At 38.5% G+C, this 20,170-nt stretch carries 22 protein-coding genes; 20 read left to right on the top strand and 2 right to left on the bottom strand.

All coding sequences use genetic code 11. The features are described from left to right. Nucleotides 1–63 precede the first annotated feature (63 nt). The 11 genes from KH893_RS03835 to KH893_RS03885 all read left to right on the top strand — a co-directional run bounded on the left by KH893_RS03835 (nucleotide 64) and on the right by KH893_RS03885 (nucleotide 6,677). Nucleotides 64–600, top strand: a complete 537-nt coding sequence (locus KH893_RS03835; RefSeq protein ID WP_281164823.1) for a YqeG family HAD IIIA-type phosphatase — start codon at nucleotides 64–66, stop codon at nucleotides 598–600. Further along, entirely contained in the window at nucleotides 593–1,708 is a 1,116-nt protein-coding gene (yqeH, locus tag KH893_RS03840) for a ribosome biogenesis GTPase YqeH (RefSeq protein ID WP_281164824.1), read from the top strand. Before KH893_RS03835 ends, yqeH begins: the two co-directional genes overlap by 8 nt. Next, on the top strand, nucleotides 1,708–2,040 hold the full coding sequence (locus KH893_RS03845) for a YhbY family RNA-binding protein (protein WP_281164825.1): 333 nt from the start codon (nucleotides 1,708–1,710) through the stop codon (nucleotides 2,038–2,040). Before yqeH ends, KH893_RS03845 begins: the two co-directional genes overlap by 1 nt. 12 nt (nucleotides 2,041–2,052) lie before the next feature. Next, nucleotides 2,053–2,688 (top strand): nicotinate-nucleotide adenylyltransferase, encoded by a 636-nt coding sequence (locus tag KH893_RS03850; protein ID WP_281164934.1) that lies wholly within the window; start codon nucleotides 2,053–2,055, stop codon nucleotides 2,686–2,688. Next, on the top strand, nucleotides 2,675–3,271 hold the full coding sequence (gene yqeK / locus KH893_RS03855) for a bis(5'-nucleosyl)-tetraphosphatase (symmetrical) YqeK (protein ID WP_427859774.1): 597 nt from the start codon (nucleotides 2,675–2,677) through the stop codon (nucleotides 3,269–3,271). The genes KH893_RS03850 and yqeK overlap by 14 nt, the downstream gene beginning before the upstream one ends. 12 nt (nucleotides 3,272–3,283) lie before the next feature. After that, the gene (rsfS, locus tag KH893_RS03860) at nucleotides 3,284–3,640 is read left to right on the top strand and encodes a ribosome silencing factor (protein ID WP_281164827.1); all 357 of its coding nucleotides are present in this window, start codon (nucleotides 3,284–3,286) and stop codon (nucleotides 3,638–3,640) included. 9 nt (nucleotides 3,641–3,649) lie between these two features. After that, entirely contained in the window at nucleotides 3,650–4,795 is a 1,146-nt protein-coding gene (locus KH893_RS03865; protein ID WP_281164828.1) for a nucleotidyltransferase, read from the top strand. A 76-nt stretch (nucleotides 4,796–4,871) separates the two neighbouring features. Then, on the top strand, nucleotides 4,872–5,411 hold the full coding sequence (locus tag KH893_RS03870) for a DUF177 domain-containing protein (protein ID WP_281164829.1): 540 nt from the start codon (nucleotides 4,872–4,874) through the stop codon (nucleotides 5,409–5,411). 73 nt (nucleotides 5,412–5,484) lie between these two features. After that, complete coding sequence (gene rpmF, locus KH893_RS03875) at nucleotides 5,485–5,661, top strand: 50S ribosomal protein L32 (RefSeq protein WP_010579822.1); 177 nt, start codon at nucleotides 5,485–5,487, stop codon at nucleotides 5,659–5,661. Nucleotides 5,662–5,775: 114 nt separating this feature from the next. After that, nucleotides 5,776–6,360: a ribosome biogenesis GTP-binding protein YihA/YsxC gene (yihA, locus tag KH893_RS03880; protein WP_281164830.1), complete on the top strand. Its 585-nt coding sequence runs from the start codon at nucleotides 5,776–5,778 to the stop codon at nucleotides 6,358–6,360. A 17-nt stretch (nucleotides 6,361–6,377) separates the two neighbouring features. After that, a complete protein-coding gene (locus KH893_RS03885) occupies nucleotides 6,378–6,677 on the top strand; it encodes a nucleoside triphosphate pyrophosphohydrolase family protein (RefSeq protein WP_281164831.1) in 300 nt (99 codons plus the stop codon). A gap of 47 nt (nucleotides 6,678–6,724) precedes the next feature. On the opposite strand, the gene KH893_RS03890 is transcribed toward KH893_RS03885, so the two are convergent. Then, on the bottom strand, nucleotides 6,725–6,880 hold the full coding sequence (locus tag KH893_RS03890; protein WP_281164832.1) for an SPJ_0845 family protein: 156 nt from the start codon (nucleotides 6,878–6,880) through the stop codon (nucleotides 6,725–6,727). Nucleotides 6,881–7,080: 200 nt separating this feature from the next. Between KH893_RS03890 and KH893_RS03895 the strand changes: the two genes are divergently transcribed. From KH893_RS03895 to uvrC, 3 genes are all read left to right on the top strand, one after another. Further along, nucleotides 7,081–8,541, top strand: a complete 1,461-nt coding sequence (locus KH893_RS03895; RefSeq protein ID WP_281164833.1) for an ABC transporter substrate-binding protein/permease — start codon at nucleotides 7,081–7,083, stop codon at nucleotides 8,539–8,541. Between the two features lie 10 nt (nucleotides 8,542–8,551). Then, nucleotides 8,552–9,280, top strand: a complete 729-nt coding sequence (locus tag KH893_RS03900) for an amino acid ABC transporter ATP-binding protein (RefSeq protein ID WP_427859821.1) — start codon at nucleotides 8,552–8,554, stop codon at nucleotides 9,278–9,280. 201 nt (nucleotides 9,281–9,481) lie between these two features. Next, nucleotides 9,482–11,260: an excinuclease ABC subunit UvrC gene (gene uvrC / locus KH893_RS03905; protein WP_281164835.1), complete on the top strand. Its 1,779-nt coding sequence runs from the start codon at nucleotides 9,482–9,484 to the stop codon at nucleotides 11,258–11,260. Here uvrC and KH893_RS03910 read toward each other — a convergent pair. Then, the gene (locus KH893_RS03910) at nucleotides 11,254–12,165 is read right to left on the bottom strand and encodes a cation diffusion facilitator family transporter (protein WP_282564693.1); all 912 of its coding nucleotides are present in this window, start codon (nucleotides 12,163–12,165) and stop codon (nucleotides 11,254–11,256) included. The two genes, uvrC and KH893_RS03910, sit on opposite strands and share 7 nt — an antisense overlap. A 240-nt stretch (nucleotides 12,166–12,405) precedes the next feature. Between KH893_RS03910 and obgE the strand changes: the two genes are divergently transcribed. The 6 genes from obgE to recJ all read left to right on the top strand — a co-directional run bounded on the left by obgE (nucleotide 12,406) and on the right by recJ (nucleotide 20,159). Further along, nucleotides 12,406–13,698 carry a GTPase ObgE gene (gene obgE / locus KH893_RS03915; RefSeq protein ID WP_281164836.1) on the top strand — a complete coding sequence of 431 codons (1,293 nt, stop codon included), beginning with the start codon at nucleotides 12,406–12,408 and terminating at the stop codon, nucleotides 13,696–13,698. Between the two features lie 16 nt (nucleotides 13,699–13,714). Beyond that, nucleotides 13,715–15,598, top strand: a complete 1,884-nt coding sequence (locus KH893_RS03920) for an acyltransferase family protein (RefSeq protein ID WP_281164837.1) — start codon at nucleotides 13,715–13,717, stop codon at nucleotides 15,596–15,598. Nucleotides 15,599–15,709: 111 nt separating this feature from the next. Then, complete coding sequence (gene rnz, locus KH893_RS03925; RefSeq protein WP_281164838.1) at nucleotides 15,710–16,666, top strand: ribonuclease Z; 957 nt, start codon at nucleotides 15,710–15,712, stop codon at nucleotides 16,664–16,666. Further along, a complete protein-coding gene (locus KH893_RS03930; protein WP_281164839.1) occupies nucleotides 16,663–17,478 on the top strand; it encodes an SDR family NAD(P)-dependent oxidoreductase in 816 nt (271 codons plus the stop codon). Before rnz ends, KH893_RS03930 begins: the two co-directional genes overlap by 4 nt. 13 nt (nucleotides 17,479–17,491) lie before the next feature. Further along, complete coding sequence (locus KH893_RS03935; protein ID WP_281164840.1) at nucleotides 17,492–17,836, top strand: LapA family protein; 345 nt, start codon at nucleotides 17,492–17,494, stop codon at nucleotides 17,834–17,836. A 13-nt stretch (nucleotides 17,837–17,849) separates the two neighbouring features. Then, nucleotides 17,850–20,159, top strand: a complete 2,310-nt coding sequence (recJ, locus tag KH893_RS03940; RefSeq protein WP_281164841.1) for a single-stranded-DNA-specific exonuclease RecJ — start codon at nucleotides 17,850–17,852, stop codon at nucleotides 20,157–20,159. Nucleotides 20,160–20,170 lie beyond the last annotated feature (11 nt).

Here is a 20,170-nt window from a genome sequence, read left to right on the forward strand (position 1 = left end):
TTGCTTATTAGATCAGTTTTGACCTATAATATAATAGGTTAAGAGAAAATAGGAGTGTCACGAATGTTTGAAAGATTTAAACCAACTTGGATGTTAAACTCAATCTATAGCTTGACCCCAGCAGATTTAAAAAGACATGGGATCAAGGCGATCCTAACTGATCTTGATAATACTTTGATAGCTTGGAATCAACCCCAAGCTAATAATGACCAACTGAGAAATTGGCTGGCGATGATGAAGAAAGCAAATATTTCAGTGATCGTAGTTTCGAATAATAATCACCATCGTCTAAAGAAGTTTGCTCAACCGTTAGGAACAGATTTTGTTGCGCGGGCAATGAAACCATTTGGCTTTGGAGTAAAAAAAGCTAAGAAACGTTTAAATTTAACTGATGATCAGTTAGTTTTAGTTGGTGATCAATTACTGACAGATATTGCAGCTGCTAATTGTACAAATATTCGCAGTATCTTAGTTAAGCCGCTGGTCGCTTCTGATGCTTGGAATACTAAAATCAATCGCCTGCTTGAAAAAGTGGTTCGTCATTATCTTTTAAAACATAAAATGTTGGATGATGAATGGAGGAACAAATTAAATGGCTGAAGAATGCTTATTTTGTGTTGGTTGTGGCGCACCAATCCAAACCAGCCAACCGCAAGAGCTGGGATATGTTCCAGCTGCAACTTTGGCTGCAAGAGAGGATCAACAGCTTGATATTTACTGCCAGCGATGTTTTCGTTTACGCCATTATAATGAAATCGAACCAGTATCACTGACAAATGCTGATTTTTTGAAAGTTTTAAGTCAGATTAGTCAACAGTCAGCTTTAGTAGTTAATGTAATTGATATTTTTGATGTTGATGGTTCACTTTTACCATCGTTGCAACGTTTTATTGGTAATAATCCGTATATTCTAGTTGGCAATAAGGAAGACCTTTTACCTAAGTCCTTAAAACGTGCCAAGATCAAAGATTGGTTGCGCCAGCGAGCTAATCAGGTTGGCCTCAAACCATTAGCCGTTGTTTTATTGAGTGCGGAAAAAAATCGTGGAATTGATGAGCTAGTGCAACAGCTCAATAAATATCGTCAACAAAGGGACATTTATTTTGTTGGGGTAACAAACGTTGGTAAGTCAACTTTGATTAACCATTTATTACAGCAGGCGGCAGGAATTAAAAACTTGATCACAGCTTCTCGTTTTCCTGGAACGACTTTGGATTTCATTAAGCTGCCATTGACAGATGGCGGCAATTTGATTGATACACCAGGAATCATGCAACCAAATCAAATCATTCACCGCCTGACTCCAAAGGAAATGAAGTTGATCCAGCCAAATAAGGAATTAAAACCCAAAGTTTATCAGCTAGGAGCTGGTCAAACTTTGTTGCTTGGCGGGCTAGCACGAATTGATTATTTAAAATGTTCAAAAAAGTCATTAGTTTTGTACCTAGCTGAACGGTTGAAGGTGCATCGGACTAAGACTGAAAATGCTGAATATTTTATTGATCGGCATTTAGGGGAGCTTTTACAACCGCCATTTAAAGAAAATGCAGCCAGTTTTCGAAATTTGCAACGGCATGTTTTCAAAGCTCAGCAAAAAAGCGATCTCGTATTTTCTGGTTTGGGCTGGGTCACAATTCCAGTTGGAGCAACGATTGCTGCTTGGGCTCCCAAAGAAACCGGAGTGACAATTAGAAAGGCAATGATTTAATGAAAAAACAAAAACTAAACAATCAACAAAAAAAGTGGCTGAAGTCGACGGCTCATTCGTTACGCCCGCTAATTCAAATTGGGAAGCAAGGAATTTCAGAGATTTGGTTGGAGCAGTTAGAAAAGGCATTGAACAAGCGGGAATTGCTTAAAGTCAATCTCTTGCCAAATGCTCCAGTCACTGAAAGTAAGGCGGCTGAATTGATTGAAGCTAAACTACCAGCAAGTGTTTTGCAGAAAATCGGACATGTGCTTGTTGTTTATCAGCGTTCAAATGATAAAGAAAATCGCTATTTTTCAGAAAAAATCAAGCATTTACCAATCAAGGAGTGAAAAGATTTGAATTTGGTAACTTTTCAAAAGCCAATCGTCAAGCCGGTTTTCGAAACAGAATCAGTCATTCCTAAACAACGGATCGGAATTTTAGGTGGGACTTTTAATCCACCGCATATAGGACATTTAATTATTGCGGAACAGGTTTGTCAACAGTTAGGACTAAAGAAAGTTTTATTTATGCCGGATGCAAAACCACCGCATGTTGATCACAAAGAAGCAATTGCGGCAACTGATCGAAAAAAAATGGTTGCCTTAAGTATCGCAGATAATCCGCATTTTCAGTTGGAGGATTGTGAGCTGCGCCGTGGCGGAATCAGTTATACCTTTGAAACGATCAAAGCTTTGCTACAGAAGCATCCAGATTATGAAATTTATTTTATTATCGGCGGTGATATGGTTGCGTATTTGCCAAAATGGCATAAAATAACTGAATTGGTTAAATTAGTGCATTTTGTTGGTGTCAGACGAGCTGGATATCCAACGAGCAGTCCTTATCCAATTTTGTGGGTTGACGTACCTTTGATTCAAATCAGCTCGACTCAGATCAGGGAAAAGGTTGCGGCTGGTGACTCAATTCGTTATCTAGTGCCAGATGCAGTCAAAGAGTATATTCATAAAGAAGGTCTTTATTGTGAAAGAAGTTGAATATCAAGAACATTTTTTTCCAGGGACAAGACAGGAGTTATTGAATAAGGTCAAACAAAGTGTAAAAGAAAAACGTTATCAGCACATTTTAGGTGTTGAGCAAACAGCTGTCAAATTGGCTGAAATTAATCAGTTCGATCTAGAAAAGGCCAGTGTTGCCGGTTTAGTCCATGATTACGCGAAAGAAAGAACGGCAGCGGAATTTAAAGTGGCAATCAAGCAACATCAGCTTGATCCGGATTTACTGAATTGGGGAAATTTCATCTGGCATGGAGTGGTTGGCGCAGAAATTATTCGTGATGAATTAAGAATCACTGATGAGGAGATTTTAAATGCTGTTCGTCGGCATACAGTTGGCGCAGTTGAAATGACAACGCTTGACAAGTTGATTTATGTGGCAGATTTTGTTGAACCTAGTCGCGATTTCCCTGACGTGGAATTTGCCCGAAGCTTGGCGTATGCTGATTTAGATCAAGCAGTAAGATTTGAAACTAAGCATACATTGCAATACTTGCTCAATGCAAATCAGACAGTTTATCCGCGTGCAATTGATACGTATAACCAATGGGTCGTAAAAAAGTGAGAGGAAAATTCAATGGAAAATTCTAATTTATTGAAAGTTATTGTCAATGCTGCTGATGATAAAAGAGCAGAAGAATTGGTGGCTTTGGATGTTCGCCAGGTTTCTTCAATTACCGATTGTTTTGTGATTATGCAAGCCGATTCAAAACGTCAGGTTCAGGCAATTGCTGAAGAGATCGAAGAAAAAGTTGCAGCTGGCGGATTTGAAATTCAGCGAATCGATGGTAAAAATAGTGGCACTTGGGTCTTGATTGATTTAGGTGATGTAATTGTCCATGTTTTTCAAACTGAGACACGCAAGTTTTATAATTTAGAAAAGCTTTGGTCGAATTGTCCATCAATCGATTTGCGTTCGCTGATCAACGAGTAAGGTAAGAAAATGACAGTTGTGGGAATCATTGCCGAATTTAACCCTTTCCATAATGGCCATTTATACTTATTACAGCAGATCAAAAAAAAGTTTCCGCAAGCGACAGTTGTAGTAGTGATGAGTGGCAATTTTCTTGAACGTGGCGAACCGGCTTGCATCGACAAATGGACAAGAACCAAACAGGTTTTGCTAGCTGGAGTCGATTTAGTAGTTGAATTACCAGTTGCTTACTGTGTCCAGCCGGCAGATCGATTTGCTTGGGGAGCGATAAAAATCCTCAATGAATTAGGAATCGATTATTTATGTTTTGGGGCTGAACACGCCCAGTATGATTTTAGCCAGATGGCCTGCCAAGTTGCTAAGGTCCATGGAAATTTTCAAAAGTTTAATGAATCATATGCAGCGGCGTATCAACGAGCGGTAACTGAAAAGATCGGTCATCCAGTCGATCAGCCAAATGATTTATTGGGATTGGCATATGCCAAGGCTTGCCAGCAGTTGACATCTAAGATTCAACTTGTACCTATTCAACGTGTTGCGGCTGCCTATCATGATCAAAGTTTGAATCCTAAGCAAAAAATTGCAAGTGCAACGGCAATTAGAAAAGCTTGGCATCAAGCTGATCAGCAAGTCGGTAATTATCTGCCTACAACCAGCTGGCAAACTATTAAGCAGCAAAAGCCATTGACTTGGGATGATTTTTGGCCATGGCTTCGCTATCGCATAATTTCGAGTACGCCGCAGCAACTAAAAGTAATTTATGATGTTACGGAAGGTTTGGAATATCGATTGCAACAGCAATTGATTAAATTGCCTTTGACAGCCAGCTTTGATGACTGGATCAAAGCTGTTAAAACTAAACGCTATACTTATACGCATTTAAGTCGGATAGCAGTTAATATTTTATTGCAGTTGAAACAAGCCGAAGTTGAACAGCAGTTTAAACAGCCATATTTACGGCCATTAGGTTTTAATGCGCGCGGTCAGCAGATCTTGCATCAGATCAAAAAGCAAACTGCTTGGCCAGTAATTGTTAAAGTTGGCCAAAAAGAAGTTAAAAAAATTGTTGAAATAGACTACCGGGCTGGCAAGGTTTATGAATTAGCCAGTCATAGGCCACAGGATTTAAAGCAGGCGCCGTTGATCATTAATTAACGGGTGTCAAGTAAAAAACGTTGACATTGGTTGAAATCGTCGGTATAATCAAAATTGTTGTATTGGGGGGAAAGTTTTGGTAAATTGGACACTAACTGAATTGAAACGCAATTGTCGTGAACCTTTGAAAATTGCAGAAGTCATTGATGCTACTTCAATTGTTAAAGCCAAAAATGAAAATGTTATTTCTGTTTCTCCTGCGAATGTGAATGGTTTTTTCTTATTAGATCAACTGGGAGTACACGGTAGCTTTCAAATCGAAGCAACCGTTGTTTTACCTTCAACACGGTCGTTAAGGCCAGTTAAGGTGCCATTAAGTTTTGCAGTTAATGAATATTACGTTGATGCTGCTGAACATGATTTGTCGAGATTTGAGCAAACAGATGTGGTAATTCAATTAAAAGATGGTTTGCTTGACCTAGCAGAGGTAGTCGCTGATAATCTCTTGGTTCATTTGCCAATAAAAGTTTTGACCTCTGAAGAGGAAAATGAGGATTGGCCGATGCCACAAGGAAAAGATTGGCGGTTGGTGGTAGAAGGGCAAAAGTTAAAGGCAAGTCAAACGGTTGATCCGCGTTTAGCTAAATTAAAAGATTTTTTTAAAAAACAATCTTAGACGCTAGTTGCAAAAATTAGAAATAACCGGTACAATTTTACATGTTGAGTATATTTTAAAGGAGGTGGCTGTGATGGCAGTTCCAGCACGAAAAACATCGAAAACACGCAAGCGTCTACGTCGGACACATTATAAACTTCAAGCAGCAAGTTTAAGTGCTTGCCCAAACTGTGGTGAGTTAAGAAGACCGCATCGTGTATGCCCAAGTTGTGGCTATTACGACGGAAAAGAAGTCGTTAAGGTTAAATAGTTGCTTTTTCAAGCAGACTAATTGGTGTTCTAAGTGCTGAACTTGGAGCGCTTTTTTTTAGCTTACAATAGGCCGATTAAGTACATTAAAATTTAAGCGAAAGGCTGATAAATTATGAAAGTTCATCAAGCAGATCTTCAAATCAGTGCAGTTTCTCCTCAGCAGTATCCGCAAGCTATACTCAGTGAAATAGCTTTTGTCGGTCGTTCCAATGTTGGCAAGTCTTCATTAGTCAATTCTTTATTGGGACGAAAAAAATTGGCGCGAATTTCGAGTCAACCAGGCAAAACACAAACCTTGAATTTTTATTTGATTGATGAGAAATTTCGTTTTGTTGATGTTCCTGGCTACGGGTACGCCAAAGTTTCGCAACAAAAGCGTCAAGACTGGGGCAAAATGATTGAAACTTATTTGACGCAACGGGATAATTTAAGAGGTGTTATCTCGTTAATCGATGGACGCCATGCTCCAACTCAGCTTGATCAGCAGATGGTCGATTATCTGAAATATTATCAATTGCCGCTTTTGATAGTTGCAACCAAAACGGATAAGATAGCTAAGGGTCGTCGCCAACAGATCAAGTCGGTTTTTAAACGGCAATTACAGCTTGATGAACAGGACCAAGTTGTGCTTTTTTCAATAGTCGAGCATTACGGGCAAGCTGAGGTTTGGCAATGGATCAGGGAAAAAATATCTTAAAAGATTGGTGATTAGAAATGGAATTTAATGAATATCAACGAGCTGCAAATCGGACTTTATATGGTAATGAGCAGGTGCTAACGAATTGTGCGCTGGGATTAGCTGGTGAGAGCGGTCAGCTGATTGACTTGATTAAAAATTATACTTTTCGTGGCAAAGAATTAGATCGCCAAGAAATGATTCATGAAATGGGCGATGTTCTCTGGTATTTGTCACAAATTGCTCAGTGGGCTGACGTTTCTTTTGATGAAGTTGCCAAAACAAATATTGCTGCTTTAAACAAACGTTATCCAAATGGTTATTTACCAGAAAAATAAAATAACTGTCAGGCTTTAAGCTTGACAGTTATTTTAATCCTGTTTAACTATTTTTTCTTGCTCGGCTTTTTTTCTTGTTTATTAGCAAGATTTTTTTTAGCGAGCTCTTTGTTGTCCTCTTTTTTAGCTGTTGGAACAGGATCAGACGCAAACTTTTCAAACATGCGTTCAAGATTATTTTGGCGATTGACGATTAATCCCATTTTTTAAAACCTCCAATTTAAGGATTTTCATCTAGTTTAGCAAAAACCAGTATAATTTTCAAATTTTATCAGTGATATAGAACTTAAAGTTGCTTTTTTAATTCTTTATGAATAAAAACAATTATAATTCCCAGAATATTGCATAATAATTCTTTTCAAAGTATACTTACATTACTAAGTTAATTTGAAGGGGAGAACTAATGAAAATCAAGAAATTTTTGCTATTATTTATATTCCTGTTAGCTGGATCGCTAATTTGCTTCGGTAAGGTGCAAGCATCAACGGATACTTCACTTCAACAAGTTAAACAAAAGGGAACGTTAGTAGTGGGTACAAGTGCTGATTATCCGCCATATGAATTTACAGTCAAAAAAAATGGGCAAACGAAATATGTTGGTTTAGATATTGAGATTGCCAAGCAGTTTGCAAAAAAATTAGGAGTTAAGTTAGAAATTAAGAATATGAACTTTGACTCTTTATTGGTAGCATTGGAAACGCGCAAAGTTGATATGGTCATTTCCGGCATGAATCCAACACCTGAGCGAAAAAAAAGTGTCGATTTTTCCAAAATATATTATCGCGGCAAGCAGTATATGCTGATTAATAAAAAAGATGCCGCACGCTTTAAGAATATTCATAGTTTTAAGGGTCAAACAATTGGGGCGCAAACAGGCTCTTTACAATACCAATTGGTTCAACAGCAAATGAAAGACAATCAGGTTAAAGGCTTGGCTAAACTAAATGATTTAGTAATTGCTTTGCAGTCAGGCAAAGTCAATGCAGTGGCGATGGAAGAAGCAACTGCCAAGGCCTTTGCAGAAAATAATACCTCGTTAAAAGTTATTGATCCGCATTTTAATGTCAAATCTAGTCAGACTGGTTCGGCAATCGCATTTCATAAAGGCTCGTCTAGTTTAGTTGCAGCAGCTAATCAGACGATTGATCAGATCAAGCAAAAAAATTTAATCAATCAAAAATATATCCCCTTGGCTGGCAAGTATATGTCGAATAATTCGAAGAAAAATACTATGTGGAATTATTGGACTTATTTTGCTAAAGGGATCGAATATACTTTACTGATCACGGCGATTTCAGTTTGTATTGGTTTTGTTTTAGGGACTCTATTTTCTTTAATGAGATTATCAAAAATTAAAATTTTACATTTGTTAGCAGTTTGGTACATTGAATTTGTTCGTGGAACACCATTAATGGTTCAGGTAATGTTTGTCTATTTTGGGATTGGAGCAGTAATTCAGTCAATGCCGGCTTTGATTGCAGGGATCATTGCTGTTTCTTTGAATTCAGCTGCTTATGTTGCTGAGATCATCCGTTCTGGTATCCAATCGATTCCAATCGGTCAGACCGAAGCAGCCAGAAGTCTAGGAATGTCACAACACGAAGCTTATCGTTATGTGATTATTCCACAGGCTTTAAAAAATATTTGGCCAGCATTAGGCAATGAATTTATTACTTTAATCAAAGAAAGTTCGATTGTTTCAATTATCGGCGTTGGCGATTTAATGTATGAGATGCAACTGGTTCAATCAGCAACTTATAAAGGTGTTTTACCGATTTTTATTGCAATGGTGATTTACTTTATAATGACCTTTAGTCTGTCAAATGTTTTGGGATATTTTGAGAGGAAGATGAAGCATGCCTAAGGATGAGTTAATGATTGAGGTCAAACATTTGAAAAAAACTTTTGGCGATAATTTAGTTTTAAAAGATATTACTGAATCGGTCAAAAACGGTCAGGTAATTTGTGTGATTGGACCTTCTGGATCAGGAAAAAGTACTTTTCTGCGTTGCTTAAATGTTTTGGAACAGCCAACTGATGGGAAAGTTTTATTTGAAGGCAACGACTTAACTGGTATTTCAGATGAGAAACTTAATCAGTTACGTCAAAAAATGGGAATGGTTTTTCAAAGTTTTAATTTATTTCCAAATTTGACTGTTTTAGAAAATATTGAGCTGGCACCGTTGAAGGTCAAAAAGTTTCAGTCAACAGCAGCTAAAGCAAAAGCCATGGATCTGCTAACCCAAGTTGGGCTGGCTGAAAAAGCCAATCAGTATCCGCAAAGCCTTTCCGGTGGTCAGCAACAGCGGGTGGCAATTGCGCGAGCGTTAGCTATGAGTCCGGAAGTTATGTTGTTCGACGAACCAACTTCGGCTTTGGATCCAGAAATGGTTGGCGAAGTTTTAAAAGTTATGCGAGATTTGGCTGAATCAGGGATGACGATGGTGGTCGTGACGCATGAAATGGGATTTGCGAAAGAAGTTGCCGATCAGATTTGGTTCATGGCTGATGGTTATATTCAAGAAAAAGGAACTCCAGCTGACTTTTTTGCTCATCCTCAAACGGATCGGGCTAAAGATTTTTTGTCTAAGATTTTGTCGTAGCTAATGATTGAATTCAAAAATTTGAATTGCTAAACAATTATTTAAGGCTGAAAAAGATTTGCTTTTGAGGTATTTCAAAGGAAAATTGCTTTGAGATTAAATACCGCGAGCATCTTTTTCAGCTTTTTTAAATTTGAAAGTGGCGAGAATTTTTGATTTTGCCTATAATAAGAATGACTTTTAAAATTGAAAGGAAATTAGATGACAACACTGTATTTAGAAAATAAATTAAAACTTTTGCCGGATCTTCCTGGTTGTTATTTAATGAAGGACATTAATCACAAAATTATTTATGTCGGTAAAGCTAAAAACTTAAAAAACCGGGTACGTTCGTATTTTAAAAGCAGTCACGAAGGCAAAACTGCTCGTCTAGTTGGAGAAATTCGAGATTTTGAAACGATCGTTACTTCGACCGATAAGGAAGCTTTTTTATTAGAGATTACTCTGATTCAAAAACACAAACCTTATTATAATATCAAACTAAAACGTGGAACAGGCTATCCATATATCAAAATTACTAAAGAAAAAGATCCCCAGTTAAAAATTGTTAGCCAAATCAAGCGTGATGGGGGAGATTATTTTGGACCATATCCGAATGTTTACGCTGCAACTGAAACAGTGCAACTCTTGCAGAAAGTTTATCCATTGCGCCGATGTAATGGTTATCAAAAGCGACCGTGTTTGTACTATCATATGGGCCAGTGTTTAGGCGCTTGCTTTCGAGAAGTACCGGCCAGCGAATATCAAGAACAGATTCGTAAAATCAAGTCATTCTTAAATGGAAATGTCGGCGGAATTAAACATGAATTGCAAAAGAAAATGGAGCAGGCTGCTGAAAAGCTTGAATTTGAACGTGCAGCTGAGTTTCGAGATCAAATTCACTACATTGAAATGACGGTTGAAAAGCAGAAAATCATCTCTAATGACTATACTCCGCGGGATCTGTTTAATTGTTACTTAGATAAAGGCTGGTTATCGATCCAGGTCTTTTATATTCGACAGGCCCGCTTGATGAAACGAGAAAAGCGCCTTTTTCCTTGTATTGATACACCAGCAGCTGAACTTGAATCATTTATTCTGCAGTTTTATAATCAGAAAAATAAAATTTTACCACGAGAAATTTTAGTTCCAGCTGGAATTGATCGAGAAGTCTTATCAGCAATTTTAAATTTGCCAGTCAAAATACCTCATCGTGGTCAAAAAAAGAAGCTTTTAGATTTAGCAGCTAAGAATGCGCGACTGCTTTTAGAGGAAAAATTCAGATTGTTGGAATTAGATAATCGCAAAACCACTGGAGCAGTTAATCAGATCTTAGCATCTTTAAATTTAAGGACTGGACATCGGATTGAAGCTTTTGATCATTCACACATTCAAGGAGCGGATTTGGTTTCAGCTATGGTTTGTTTTGTCGATGGACGACCAGAAAAAAATTCTTATCGTAAATATCGCTTGTTGACAGTCGACCACGCTGATGAAGCTGCTAGCACTCGGGAAGTTATTCGACGGCGTTATACTCGTTTATTAAGAGAAAAGGCTCCACTACCTGATTTGATTTTAATGGATGGTGCTGAAATTCAAATTCAAGCAGCCAAAGATGTATTAGTAAATGAACTTAATTTGAATTTGCCGGTTGCTGGAATGGTCAAAAATGAACATCATAAAACGGCCGACTTGATGAATGAAGAATTTCAGAAAGTCCAGCTTGATCCTAAAAGTGAGGGCTTTTACCTTTTGCAGCGAATCCAAGATGAGGTTCACCGCTTTGCGATCACTTATCACCGACAAACCCACTCCAAAAACTCATTGGGTTCAAGGTTGGATTCGATTCCTGGAGTTGGTCCGAAAACACGAAATAAATTATTACGTAAATTCGGTTCACTAAAAAAAATTGCAGCTGCATCTTTAAGTGAAATCCAGTCGTTGGGAATCCCATCACAAGTTGCGCAAACAATTAAAATTACGCTCAAGTCTTTTCAGTGACTATTTAACTCATTTGGTCGCGGTGGTTCATAATCGACATCCCAAGGTTCAACATGGACATCGGTATCATAAACCGTAAACTTGCGGCGTAATAAACTTTCAACTTTTTCAGTGACATGGTGACTTTCGCGAACGGTCATTTGCGGGTCGACCCAAATAATGATGTCGACATAGATATTGGCACCATAAGTTCGGCCTTGAATGTTATGAACTTTTTCGACCTGCGGAATTTGTTCAACTGCTGCAATATATTGGTCTAATAAATCATCATCAAAGCCGTCGCTTAAAGCAAAAGCGCTGTCGGATAAAATGTGATAAGCAGTTTTTAAAATTAAACCGCCAATCAGCATGGCAACAAGATTATCAATTTGCGGAAGTTGGAAGTTAGCTGCAATGATCGTCAAACTGGTGCCAATACTTGTCCAAGCATCGTTGCGGGTATCTTTTGCAATAGCCAATAGTGAATCTGATTTGATTTTTTTAGCAAGACGGGCATTATGAAAATAAATCAGCAGCATAACAATAGCACTGATGATTCCAACGAAAAGTGAATAAATTCCAGGTGTTTTTTCTTCTCCAATCAACATCTGCTTAATTGATGAGTAGATAACACTGCCGCCGGTTGCCAGCATGACTAATGAAGTGGCAAAAGTGGCAATGGTTTCGGCTTTCCAATGGCCGTATTGGTGGTGCTCATCAGGTGGTCGGCGAGCTAGACGTAGGCCGTAAATGATAGCCAGCGATGAAAGAATGTCAGTGATGTTATTTGCACCATCGGCAATCAAGGCTGAGGAGTTAGCTAATTGACCAATGATCACTTTGAGAGCTGCTAAAAAAATATAAGCGAGCATACTTAAAATGACACCCTTTTCGGCGACTCTTAAATTTTGATAGCGTTCTTGCATAATTACCCTTCCTTAAAATGTTGGATTTTTCAGCTTTGAAATTTAGCCCCTAGGTTTCAGTATAAAATTATAGTTTTCTTTAGATCAAAAGCCAAATCTTTTACCAATTAAAATTTTTTAATCAGGTATGGTTGGTGAGCTCAATTGATTAATTTTGACCGCTTTTCTAAAAACTGTTATAGTGAGGCTTGGTAGTTTTACTCTATAATAAATACGTAAAATAAAAAAGGAGGCGTTGGGATGTTTGTTGATCAAGCCAGGATTTTTATCAAAGCTGGTAAAGGTGGAGATGGTATGGTTGCTTTTCGTCGGGAAAAATTTGTCCCCAATGGTGGCCCAGCTGGTGGAGATGGCGGTTACGGTGGTAGTATCATTTTGAAAGCAGTTAGCGGAATGCGGACTTTAACCGATTACCGTTACCATCGACATTTTAAAGCAGCAAGTGGCGGTAAAGGAATGATCAAAGGAATGTATGGTCGCAAAGCCGAAAATTTAATTTTAAAAGTTCCGCTGGGGACTACTGTCAGTGACGCACAGACTCATGAGATTTTGGGGGATCTGATTACTGAGAATCAAGAGTTAGTTGTTGCACAGGGCGGTCGCGGCGGTCGTGGTAACATTCATTTTGCTAGTTCCAAAAATCCTGCTCCGGAGATCGCTGAAAATGGTGAACCGGGTGTTGAACGAACGATTCAGTTGGAGTTGAAGGTTTTAGCAGATGTTGGTTTGATTGGTTTCCCTTCAGTTGGCAAGTCAACCCTGTTAGCAGCCGTTACGAGTGCTAAGCCTAAAATTGCTGCTTATCAATTTACGACTTTAACGCCTAATTTAGGAATGGTCCAGTTGACAGATGGACGGGATTTTGCTATGGCTGATCTGCCAGGCTTGATTGAAGGAGCATCGCAAGGAATTGGTTTAGGGATTAGTTTTTTGCGCCACATTGAACGGACAAGAGTTCTTTTGCATGTCATTGATATGAGCGGGACTGATGGACGCGATTCATTTAGTGATTATCAAAAAATTAACCATGAATTAGCGGTTTATGATAAAACTTTATTGGATCGACCGCAAATTGTCGTCGCTAGCAAAATGGATCTTCCAGATGCGGCAAAAAACTTAGAAAATTTCAAATTAGAATTACAAAATGAGAAAAAGCAGCCGGAAGTTGTGGCAATTTCTGCAGTTACGCACCAGGGGTTAGAGAAGTTATTGAACCTGACAGCTGATTTAATTGAAAGAACGCCAGCTTTTCCAACTTTAGCTGAAAAAATAAAGGCAAATGATTTGCAAGTCAATTTTGAAGCTTCACAGCCAACCTTTAAAATTGAACGAGATTCTAGTGCGACTTGGATTTTGACGGGGGCTAAATTAGAAAAATTATTTGAAATGACAAATTTTGAGCATGATGAAAGTGTCATGCGTTTTGCTCGTCAGTTACGTGGTATGGGTGTCGATGATGCTTTACGTCAACGTGGAGCAAAAAATGGTGATGTAGTCAAAATTAAAGACTTTACTTTTGAGTTTGTCGATTAATTACTGGGGTTTTAAAATGGATCAAAGGTTAAAAAAACATCGGTATATTACAGGTTTTGATGGGATTCGAACGATTGCAGTAATCACGGTTATCTTCTATCATTTGATGCCGTATAGTATCCAGGGTGGCTATTTAGGTGTTTCCATCTTTTTTGTCTTATCAGGCTACTTGATAACCGATTTGCTGAATCAGGAATTAGAACAAAATGGTCAGATCAATATTTGGGCTTTTTATCAGCGGCGAATCCGCCGGCTTTATCCTGGTTTAGTTGCGATGGTTATTGCAACAGCGGCTTATATTACTGCCTTTCAACGTAATTTGCTGATCAGCCTAAGGACTACGATAATCACTAATTTCTGTTATGTTTATAATTGGTTTCAGATTCACCAAGGTCAGTCTTATTTTGATCGTTTCAGTAATCAGTCACCTTTTACCCATCTTTGGTCATTATCGATTGAAGGTCAGTTCTATTTTGTTTGGCCGTTTATCATAGTTTTGCTTTGGAAATTTTTGCGCCGTCGGTTACCGATTTTTGATGTGATTTTTATGGCCGCTTTCTTTTCAGCTTTAGCAATGGCATTCTTATTTGTTCCAGGGAAAGATCCCAGTCGCCTTTACTTTGGTACTGATACGCGTATGTTTTCAATTCTGTTGGGCGCAGCTTTGTCTTTTGTCTGGCCAAGTGCGTCACTAAAAAAAGAATTACCGCTTTCAGCCAGAACATTTTTGAACTTAGCAGGTTTATCAGCTTTAACCGTGATAATTTTAATGTTCTTTCAGCTTTCTGGTCAGAGTGATTTGACTTATCGTGGGGGAATGTTTTTCTTTTCGTTGCTAGCAATGATTTTGGTTGCAACAGTTGCTCATCCAGGATCAGATATGAATTGGATCTTGAGTAATCGTGTTTTTTCGTGGATTGGTAAAAGAAGTTATGGAATTTATCTCTACCAATATCCGGTAATGATTTTTTATGAGTCTAAGGTTCAAAATATTGCTGCTCATCCTTGGATACATGCAATGATTGAAATTGCAGTGATTTTATTGATCAGTCATCTTTCATATAAATATTTGGAACGCCCATTGCAGCATTTTGATTTTCATCAAACCAAACGAGTGTTAGGCGAGATCTTTTCTTTTAATTTAAAACATCGAGTAAAAAAAAGTGCTTTTGCGCTGACAACAGTTGTTTTTGTAACTGCTTTAGCAGGTTCCTTTAGCAGTCAGGCAGCGCAGACAAAGCAACCAGCTAATCCTTTGCAAACTAAGATTACTGATAATGAAAAAGCAATCAAAAAACATAATAAACGTGTGGCCGTCCAGCAATCAACTGAAAAAAATTCTAGCTCAGCAACAGTTAGTAGTTCAGTCAGCTCAGTTAAAGCGACAACGGATAGTCCGTTGTCGGCCAATCAATTAACTGCAGCTAGTAAATTGCAAATTACGGCAGTCGGTGATTCAGTTTTAGCGGATGGCTCATTGAATTTACAGAAAATCTTTCCCCAGATGTATATTGATGCCAAAGTTGGTCGCCAGACAAAAGATGCAATTGGTGTTTTGCAAGGCTTAGCTCAGCAACGTAAATTGGCACCAATTGTTTTATTGAGCTTAGGTACTAACGGACCATTTACTTCTGACCAGTTGCAACAAATTATGCAGGTAATCGGTCATCGCCAGGTATTTTGGGTCAATACTCATGTACCAACCCGGCGTTGGCAAGATCAAGTAAACCAAGCCTTGAAACAAGCAGCTGGTCATTATCGGAACCTACGAATCATTGATTGGTATGACTATAGTCAAGGACATACAGACTGGTTTTACAGTGATAACGTTCATCCTAATCAATACGGTTTGAAATATTATAGTAGTTATCTCGCGGAGCAGATCTTGAAAAATAGTTAGCGTTAATTTGGCGCTGGCTATTTTATTCTCAAGACCGAATATTTTTTTATTTTAACACTTTTGATGATAAAATGAATTTAGTTAGGAATTTTAAATAGATGGGAATTTATTATGGAGTTAGAATTTTTAGGTACCAGTGCTGGTTCGCCAGCCAAGTCAAGAAATGTCTCAAGTTTAGCACTTAAGCTGTTGGAAGAAATCAATGAAATCTGGTTATTCGATGTCGGTGAAGGAACTCAGCATCAGATTTTACGGACAACGATCAAGCCACGCAAGATTGCTAAAATTTTCATAACTCATTTACATGGTGATCATTTGTTTGGGCTGCCGGGTTTTTTAAGTAGCCGTTCGTTTCAGGGAGCTGATCAAAACGAGCCGTTGCTGATCTTTGGACCTAAGGGGATCGTTGATTTTGTGAAAGTCAGCTTAAGAGTTTCCCAAACCAAATTAAGCTACCCAATTAAATTTATTGAAATTGAACATGACGGATTGATTTATGAGAATTCACGCTTTAAGGTCTATGCAGCACATTTAGATCACCGAATCGAATGCTTTGGTTATCGGATCGTTGAAAAAGATTATCCGGGAGAATTGTTGGTTGATAAGTTAAAGATTGATCAGATTCCCAGCGGGCCGCTTTATGGGCAATTAAAAGCTGGCAAGGTTGTAGTTTTACCTAATGGACGACGGATTGATGGTCGTAATTATCTTGGTAGTCCGCGCCGAGGAAGAATCATCACGATCTTAGGTGATACCCGCCAAACAGCTACGATTGAACAATTAGCTGAAAATGCCACCGTTTTAGTTCACGAGAGTACTTTTGGCAAAGGAGAAGCTAAATTAGCCCGGAATTATTACCATTCGACCTGTTTGCAAGCTGCTCAAGTTGCTAAAAGAGCGCATGTTAGTCAATTGTTGTTAACACATATTTCAGCCCGTTATATTGGGCTGCAAGTTTTTCAATTAGAAAAAGATGCCAGTCAGATTTTTAAGAATACGAAAGTTGTCAAGGACTTTGATTGTTACATGATTCCTTTTCCAACGAGAAAGGCAGGGCAAATTAAATGAATAAAATGGGTTTTCGTCAACTAAAAGATCTACGTAATCAAGTGGCAGTCGTTACAGGTGCTTCCTCCGGTTTGGGTGAACAGATTGCTTATCAATTAGCTCAAAAAGGTGCGATTGTCGTTGTTTGTGCTCGGCGGATCGAGCGTTTGCAGCAAGTCAGTCAGCGTTGCCAAGCTTTGTCAGGAAGACTATCATTGCCACTGCAGGTTGATGTCAGTGATCCTGAGAAAATTGAGCAAGCTGTTACTCAAGTTGAAACAAAACTCGGACCAATTGCAGTTTTGGTAAATGATGCTGGTTTTGGTTCAATGGAGAATTTCTTGCATTTTAAAATGTCAACAGCTGAAAAAATGTTTCGGGTCAATGTTTTGGGCCTGATGTATTTTACTCAATTTGTTGGGCTAAAAATGGCCGCTCGAAAAACTGGAGCAATTGTTAATATTGCATCAATTGCTGGCAAGATTGCGACACCAAAATCAACAGTTTATTCGGCTACTAAATCAGCTGTGATCGGTTTTTCGAATGCGTTGCGGCTGGAATTAAAGCCATTTGGTATTTCAGTTTTAACTGTTAATCCTGGGCCAATTAAAACTGACTTTTTTGCAATTGCTGATCAAACGGGTCATTATTTGGATCATATTGGCTGGTTAGCCTTGGAACCTGATAAACTCGCTGAGAAAATTGTTGCAGCAATCGGTACTCGTCGTCGGGAAATTAATGCACCAGGCATTTTTGAATGGGCCTATCATTTTTATAATCTTTTTCCAGCAGCTGGAGATTTTTTAGCTGGCGGGCTCTTTAATCAAAAATAAGGGGGTTGATTTAATGAAAAATCAAGGACGCTTATTAAGTGCGATTGTATTAATTTTATTAGTGGCGGTTTTTGCCTTACTAAATACGCAAAGAATTGTTTTACATTTGATTTTCTGGCAACCAGCATTTCCTTTAGTGATCGTGTTGATCGTTTCAGTCTTGATAGGGGCGTTGATAGCAGCTTTATTATCGACCGTTTCCATTTATCAATTGAAGAAACAAATTAAAGATTTGTCCCAAGATCATGATCAAATTGAAGAAAAAATCAAACAGAAATATGATGAAAGATTGAGTCAGCAACAGAAGGTCTATCAAAAAAAGATCAATGCATTAAAAGGCCAGCTTGCTAAAAAATAAGGAGTTTTTATAATTGTTGGAAGCAAAGTATTTGTGGCAGCCAGTTGCTGAACCTGAGGATGGACAAGTTAAATCTCTCGCCCAAGAATTATCAATCAGTGACTTACTGGCAAAGTTGTTGATTGAACGTGGGATAAAAACCAAAGCAGCGGCGACAGTTTTTTTAACGCCAACAGTTGCTCAAATTGACGATCCATTTAAGCTACATGATTTAAAAAAGGCTGTTAATCGACTACAGCAAGCGATTGCTCAACAAGAGAGTATTACTGTTTACGGTGACTATGATGTGGATGGAATCACGGCTACTTCAGTTATGTATGAGGCGCTTGAACAATTAGGAGCCAAAGTTGATTATTATGTGCCAGATCGAATAACTGATGGATATGGTCCAAATTTAAAACGCTATCAGCAATTGATTGCAAATAAAACGCAACTGATCGTAACGGTCGATAATGGCGTCGCTGGTTTTGAGCCAATTGAATATGCGCAACAGCATGGTGTTGATGTGATTGTGACTGATCACCATTCCTTTGGAGGAAAAATGCCGCCAGCCTATGCAATTGTTCATCCAGCTTTTCCTGGCAAGAATTACTCCTGCCCAGATTTGGCAGGAGTTGGAGTAGCTTTTAAAGTTGTCTGTGGTCTGTTGGAAGAAATACCGCAAGAAATGCTAGATCTGGTGGCATTGGGAACGATTGCTGATGTGATGAAACTGACTGGAGAAAACCGAGCTTTGGTCAAGTTTGGCTTGCAAGTCTTGCAGCAGACACAGCGAGTGGGTCTAACTGCCTTGGCAAAAAAGGCTAATGTAAAGCTTAGTCAAGCAGATGAAGAAACGGTTGCTTTTAGTTTTGCGCCACGGTTGAACTCACTGGGCAGACTAGCTGAAGCAACAGATGGTGTCGAGTTGCTAACGACTTTTGATGAACAAAGAGCTGATGAGTTAGCTGACAAGATTGAAAAGCTCAATGAACAGCGGCAAAAGTTGGCTGAAAAGATGACTAAGGCAGCTTTAGAGCAACTGTCGTCTCAACCGGACAATTTGGTTAATTTAGTTGCAGCATCTGATTGGCCAATTGGTCTTTTAGGAATCGTTGCCAGTCGTTTAGTAGAAAAGACGGGCAAACCAAGCTTGGTGTTCAATTTGAATCAGCGGTCACAACTGGCTAAAGGGTCTGGCCGGTCAGTTGTTGCCTTTGATTTGTTTCAAGCCTTAGCCCCCAATCGTGACTTGTTAACGGCATTTGGGGGTCACCAGCAAGCGTGTGGCTTAACTTTGCCAAGCGCTAAGTTGCCCCAGTTGCAGGAAATTTTAAATCAAGCAGCTGACCGGCAGGGGTTAAGAACTACTGAACGTGAAAAGCTTCAAGTAGCCGCAGCTTTATCGGTTGGTCAAGTAGATTTAAGCTTATTTGATCAACTGAAACGGCTAAAACCTTTTGGCAACGGCAATCCGCAACCAATTTTTTCCTTTAAGAATTATCAGCTCAAAGATGCTCGATTAATTGGTAAACAAAAAAATCATTTACAATTTAAATTAACTGAAGGTCAAAAAGAAATCAGTGCAATTGATTTCTTTGTCGGCAATGAAGGCAAGTACCTGACTGAAGATCCACCAGCTTTTGATTTCGTGGGACACTTAACGCTTAATCATTGGCGTGATCAATCACGAATCCAAGTTATTGTTGATGATCTCGCAGCTAAAAGACCAGTGATTTGTGATTTACGCTCGCTGAAAGATAAGAAAGCAAGTTTGAAAAAAACGGGAGCTTATTTTTTCTTCAAAGAGAAGCATTTTTTGAAATTAAAAAAAATATTGCCAGAAAGGGCGCAAGCAATCGTTGGTGTGCAACAACTTGAAGAAACTTTAAGCCAAGATCATTTAGTTTTGGTTGATTGCCCAGACTCTTTAATAGAACTGGAGAAGCTTTTAAAAGCTATTCAGCCACAGTTGCTTGATTTGATATTTTTGCCTTCCATTGATTTGCGACAACCATTACCTTCGCACAATGATTTGGCGAAAGTCTATCGTTTTGCAGTTAGTCATCAGCAGATAAATTTAAAAAACGACTTAATGAAGTTAGCTGAATATCTGCAAATTAATAAAGAAACATTGATTTTTACAATACAGCTGTTTTTTGAAGCAGGATTTGTTAAAATAAAAGATGGGCTGATGACCGGGAATCTAAGCCAAAAAAAGGTTGATTTGACTCAAACGGCCAGTTATCGTTCGAGAATTAAGCAGATTAAGACCCAAAAGATTCTAAATGATAGCAAAACAGCTGACTTAAAAAAATGGATCATCCAGTTTCTAATTGATTAAAGGGGCGTTTA

Origin of the sequence: Liquorilactobacillus sicerae (assembly GCF_029916425.1) — a bacterium.
In the GTDB taxonomy this organism is placed as follows: Bacteria; Bacillota; Bacilli; order Lactobacillales; family Lactobacillaceae; genus Liquorilactobacillus; species Liquorilactobacillus sicerae.

Bases quoted from the DNA above. Each gene is read 5' to 3' on its own strand.
- yqeH (WP_281164824.1), top strand. From the start codon at position 593: ATGGCTGAAGAATGCTTATTTTGTGTTGGTTGTGGCGCACCAATCCAA.
- rsfS (WP_281164827.1), top strand. From the start codon at position 3,284: ATGGAAAATTCTAATTTATTGAAAGTTATTGTCAATGCTGCTGATGAT.
- KH893_RS03935 (WP_281164840.1), top strand. From the start codon at position 17,492: ATGAAAAATCAAGGACGCTTATTAAGTGCGATTGTATTAATTTTATTA.
- yihA (WP_281164830.1), top strand. From the start codon at position 5,776: ATGAAAGTTCATCAAGCAGATCTTCAAATCAGTGCAGTTTCTCCTCAG.
- uvrC (WP_281164835.1), top strand. From the start codon at position 9,482: ATGACAACACTGTATTTAGAAAATAAATTAAAACTTTTGCCGGATCTT.
- KH893_RS03930 (WP_281164839.1), top strand. From the start codon at position 16,663: ATGAATAAAATGGGTTTTCGTCAACTAAAAGATCTACGTAATCAAGTG.
- rpmF (WP_010579822.1), top strand. From the start codon at position 5,485: ATGGCAGTTCCAGCACGAAAAACATCGAAAACACGCAAGCGTCTACGT.
- KH893_RS03845 (WP_281164825.1), top strand. From the start codon at position 1,708: ATGAAAAAACAAAAACTAAACAATCAACAAAAAAAGTGGCTGAAGTCG.
- rnz (WP_281164838.1), top strand. From the start codon at position 15,710: ATGGAGTTAGAATTTTTAGGTACCAGTGCTGGTTCGCCAGCCAAGTCA.
- obgE (WP_281164836.1), top strand. From the start codon at position 12,406: ATGTTTGTTGATCAAGCCAGGATTTTTATCAAAGCTGGTAAAGGTGGA.
- KH893_RS03920 (WP_281164837.1), top strand. From the start codon at position 13,715: ATGGATCAAAGGTTAAAAAAACATCGGTATATTACAGGTTTTGATGGG.
- KH893_RS03865 (WP_281164828.1), top strand. From the start codon at position 3,650: ATGACAGTTGTGGGAATCATTGCCGAATTTAACCCTTTCCATAATGGC.
- KH893_RS03835 (WP_281164823.1), top strand. From the start codon at position 64: ATGTTTGAAAGATTTAAACCAACTTGGATGTTAAACTCAATCTATAGC.
- KH893_RS03900 (WP_427859821.1), top strand. From the start codon at position 8,552: ATGATTGAGGTCAAACATTTGAAAAAAACTTTTGGCGATAATTTAGTT.
- KH893_RS03895 (WP_281164833.1), top strand. From the start codon at position 7,081: ATGAAAATCAAGAAATTTTTGCTATTATTTATATTCCTGTTAGCTGGA.
- KH893_RS03910 (WP_282564693.1), bottom strand. From the start codon at position 12,165: ATGCAAGAACGCTATCAAAATTTAAGAGTCGCCGAAAAGGGTGTCATT.
- KH893_RS03885 (WP_281164831.1), top strand. From the start codon at position 6,378: ATGGAATTTAATGAATATCAACGAGCTGCAAATCGGACTTTATATGGT.
- KH893_RS03890 (WP_281164832.1), bottom strand. From the start codon at position 6,880: ATGGGATTAATCGTCAATCGCCAAAATAATCTTGAACGCATGTTTGAA.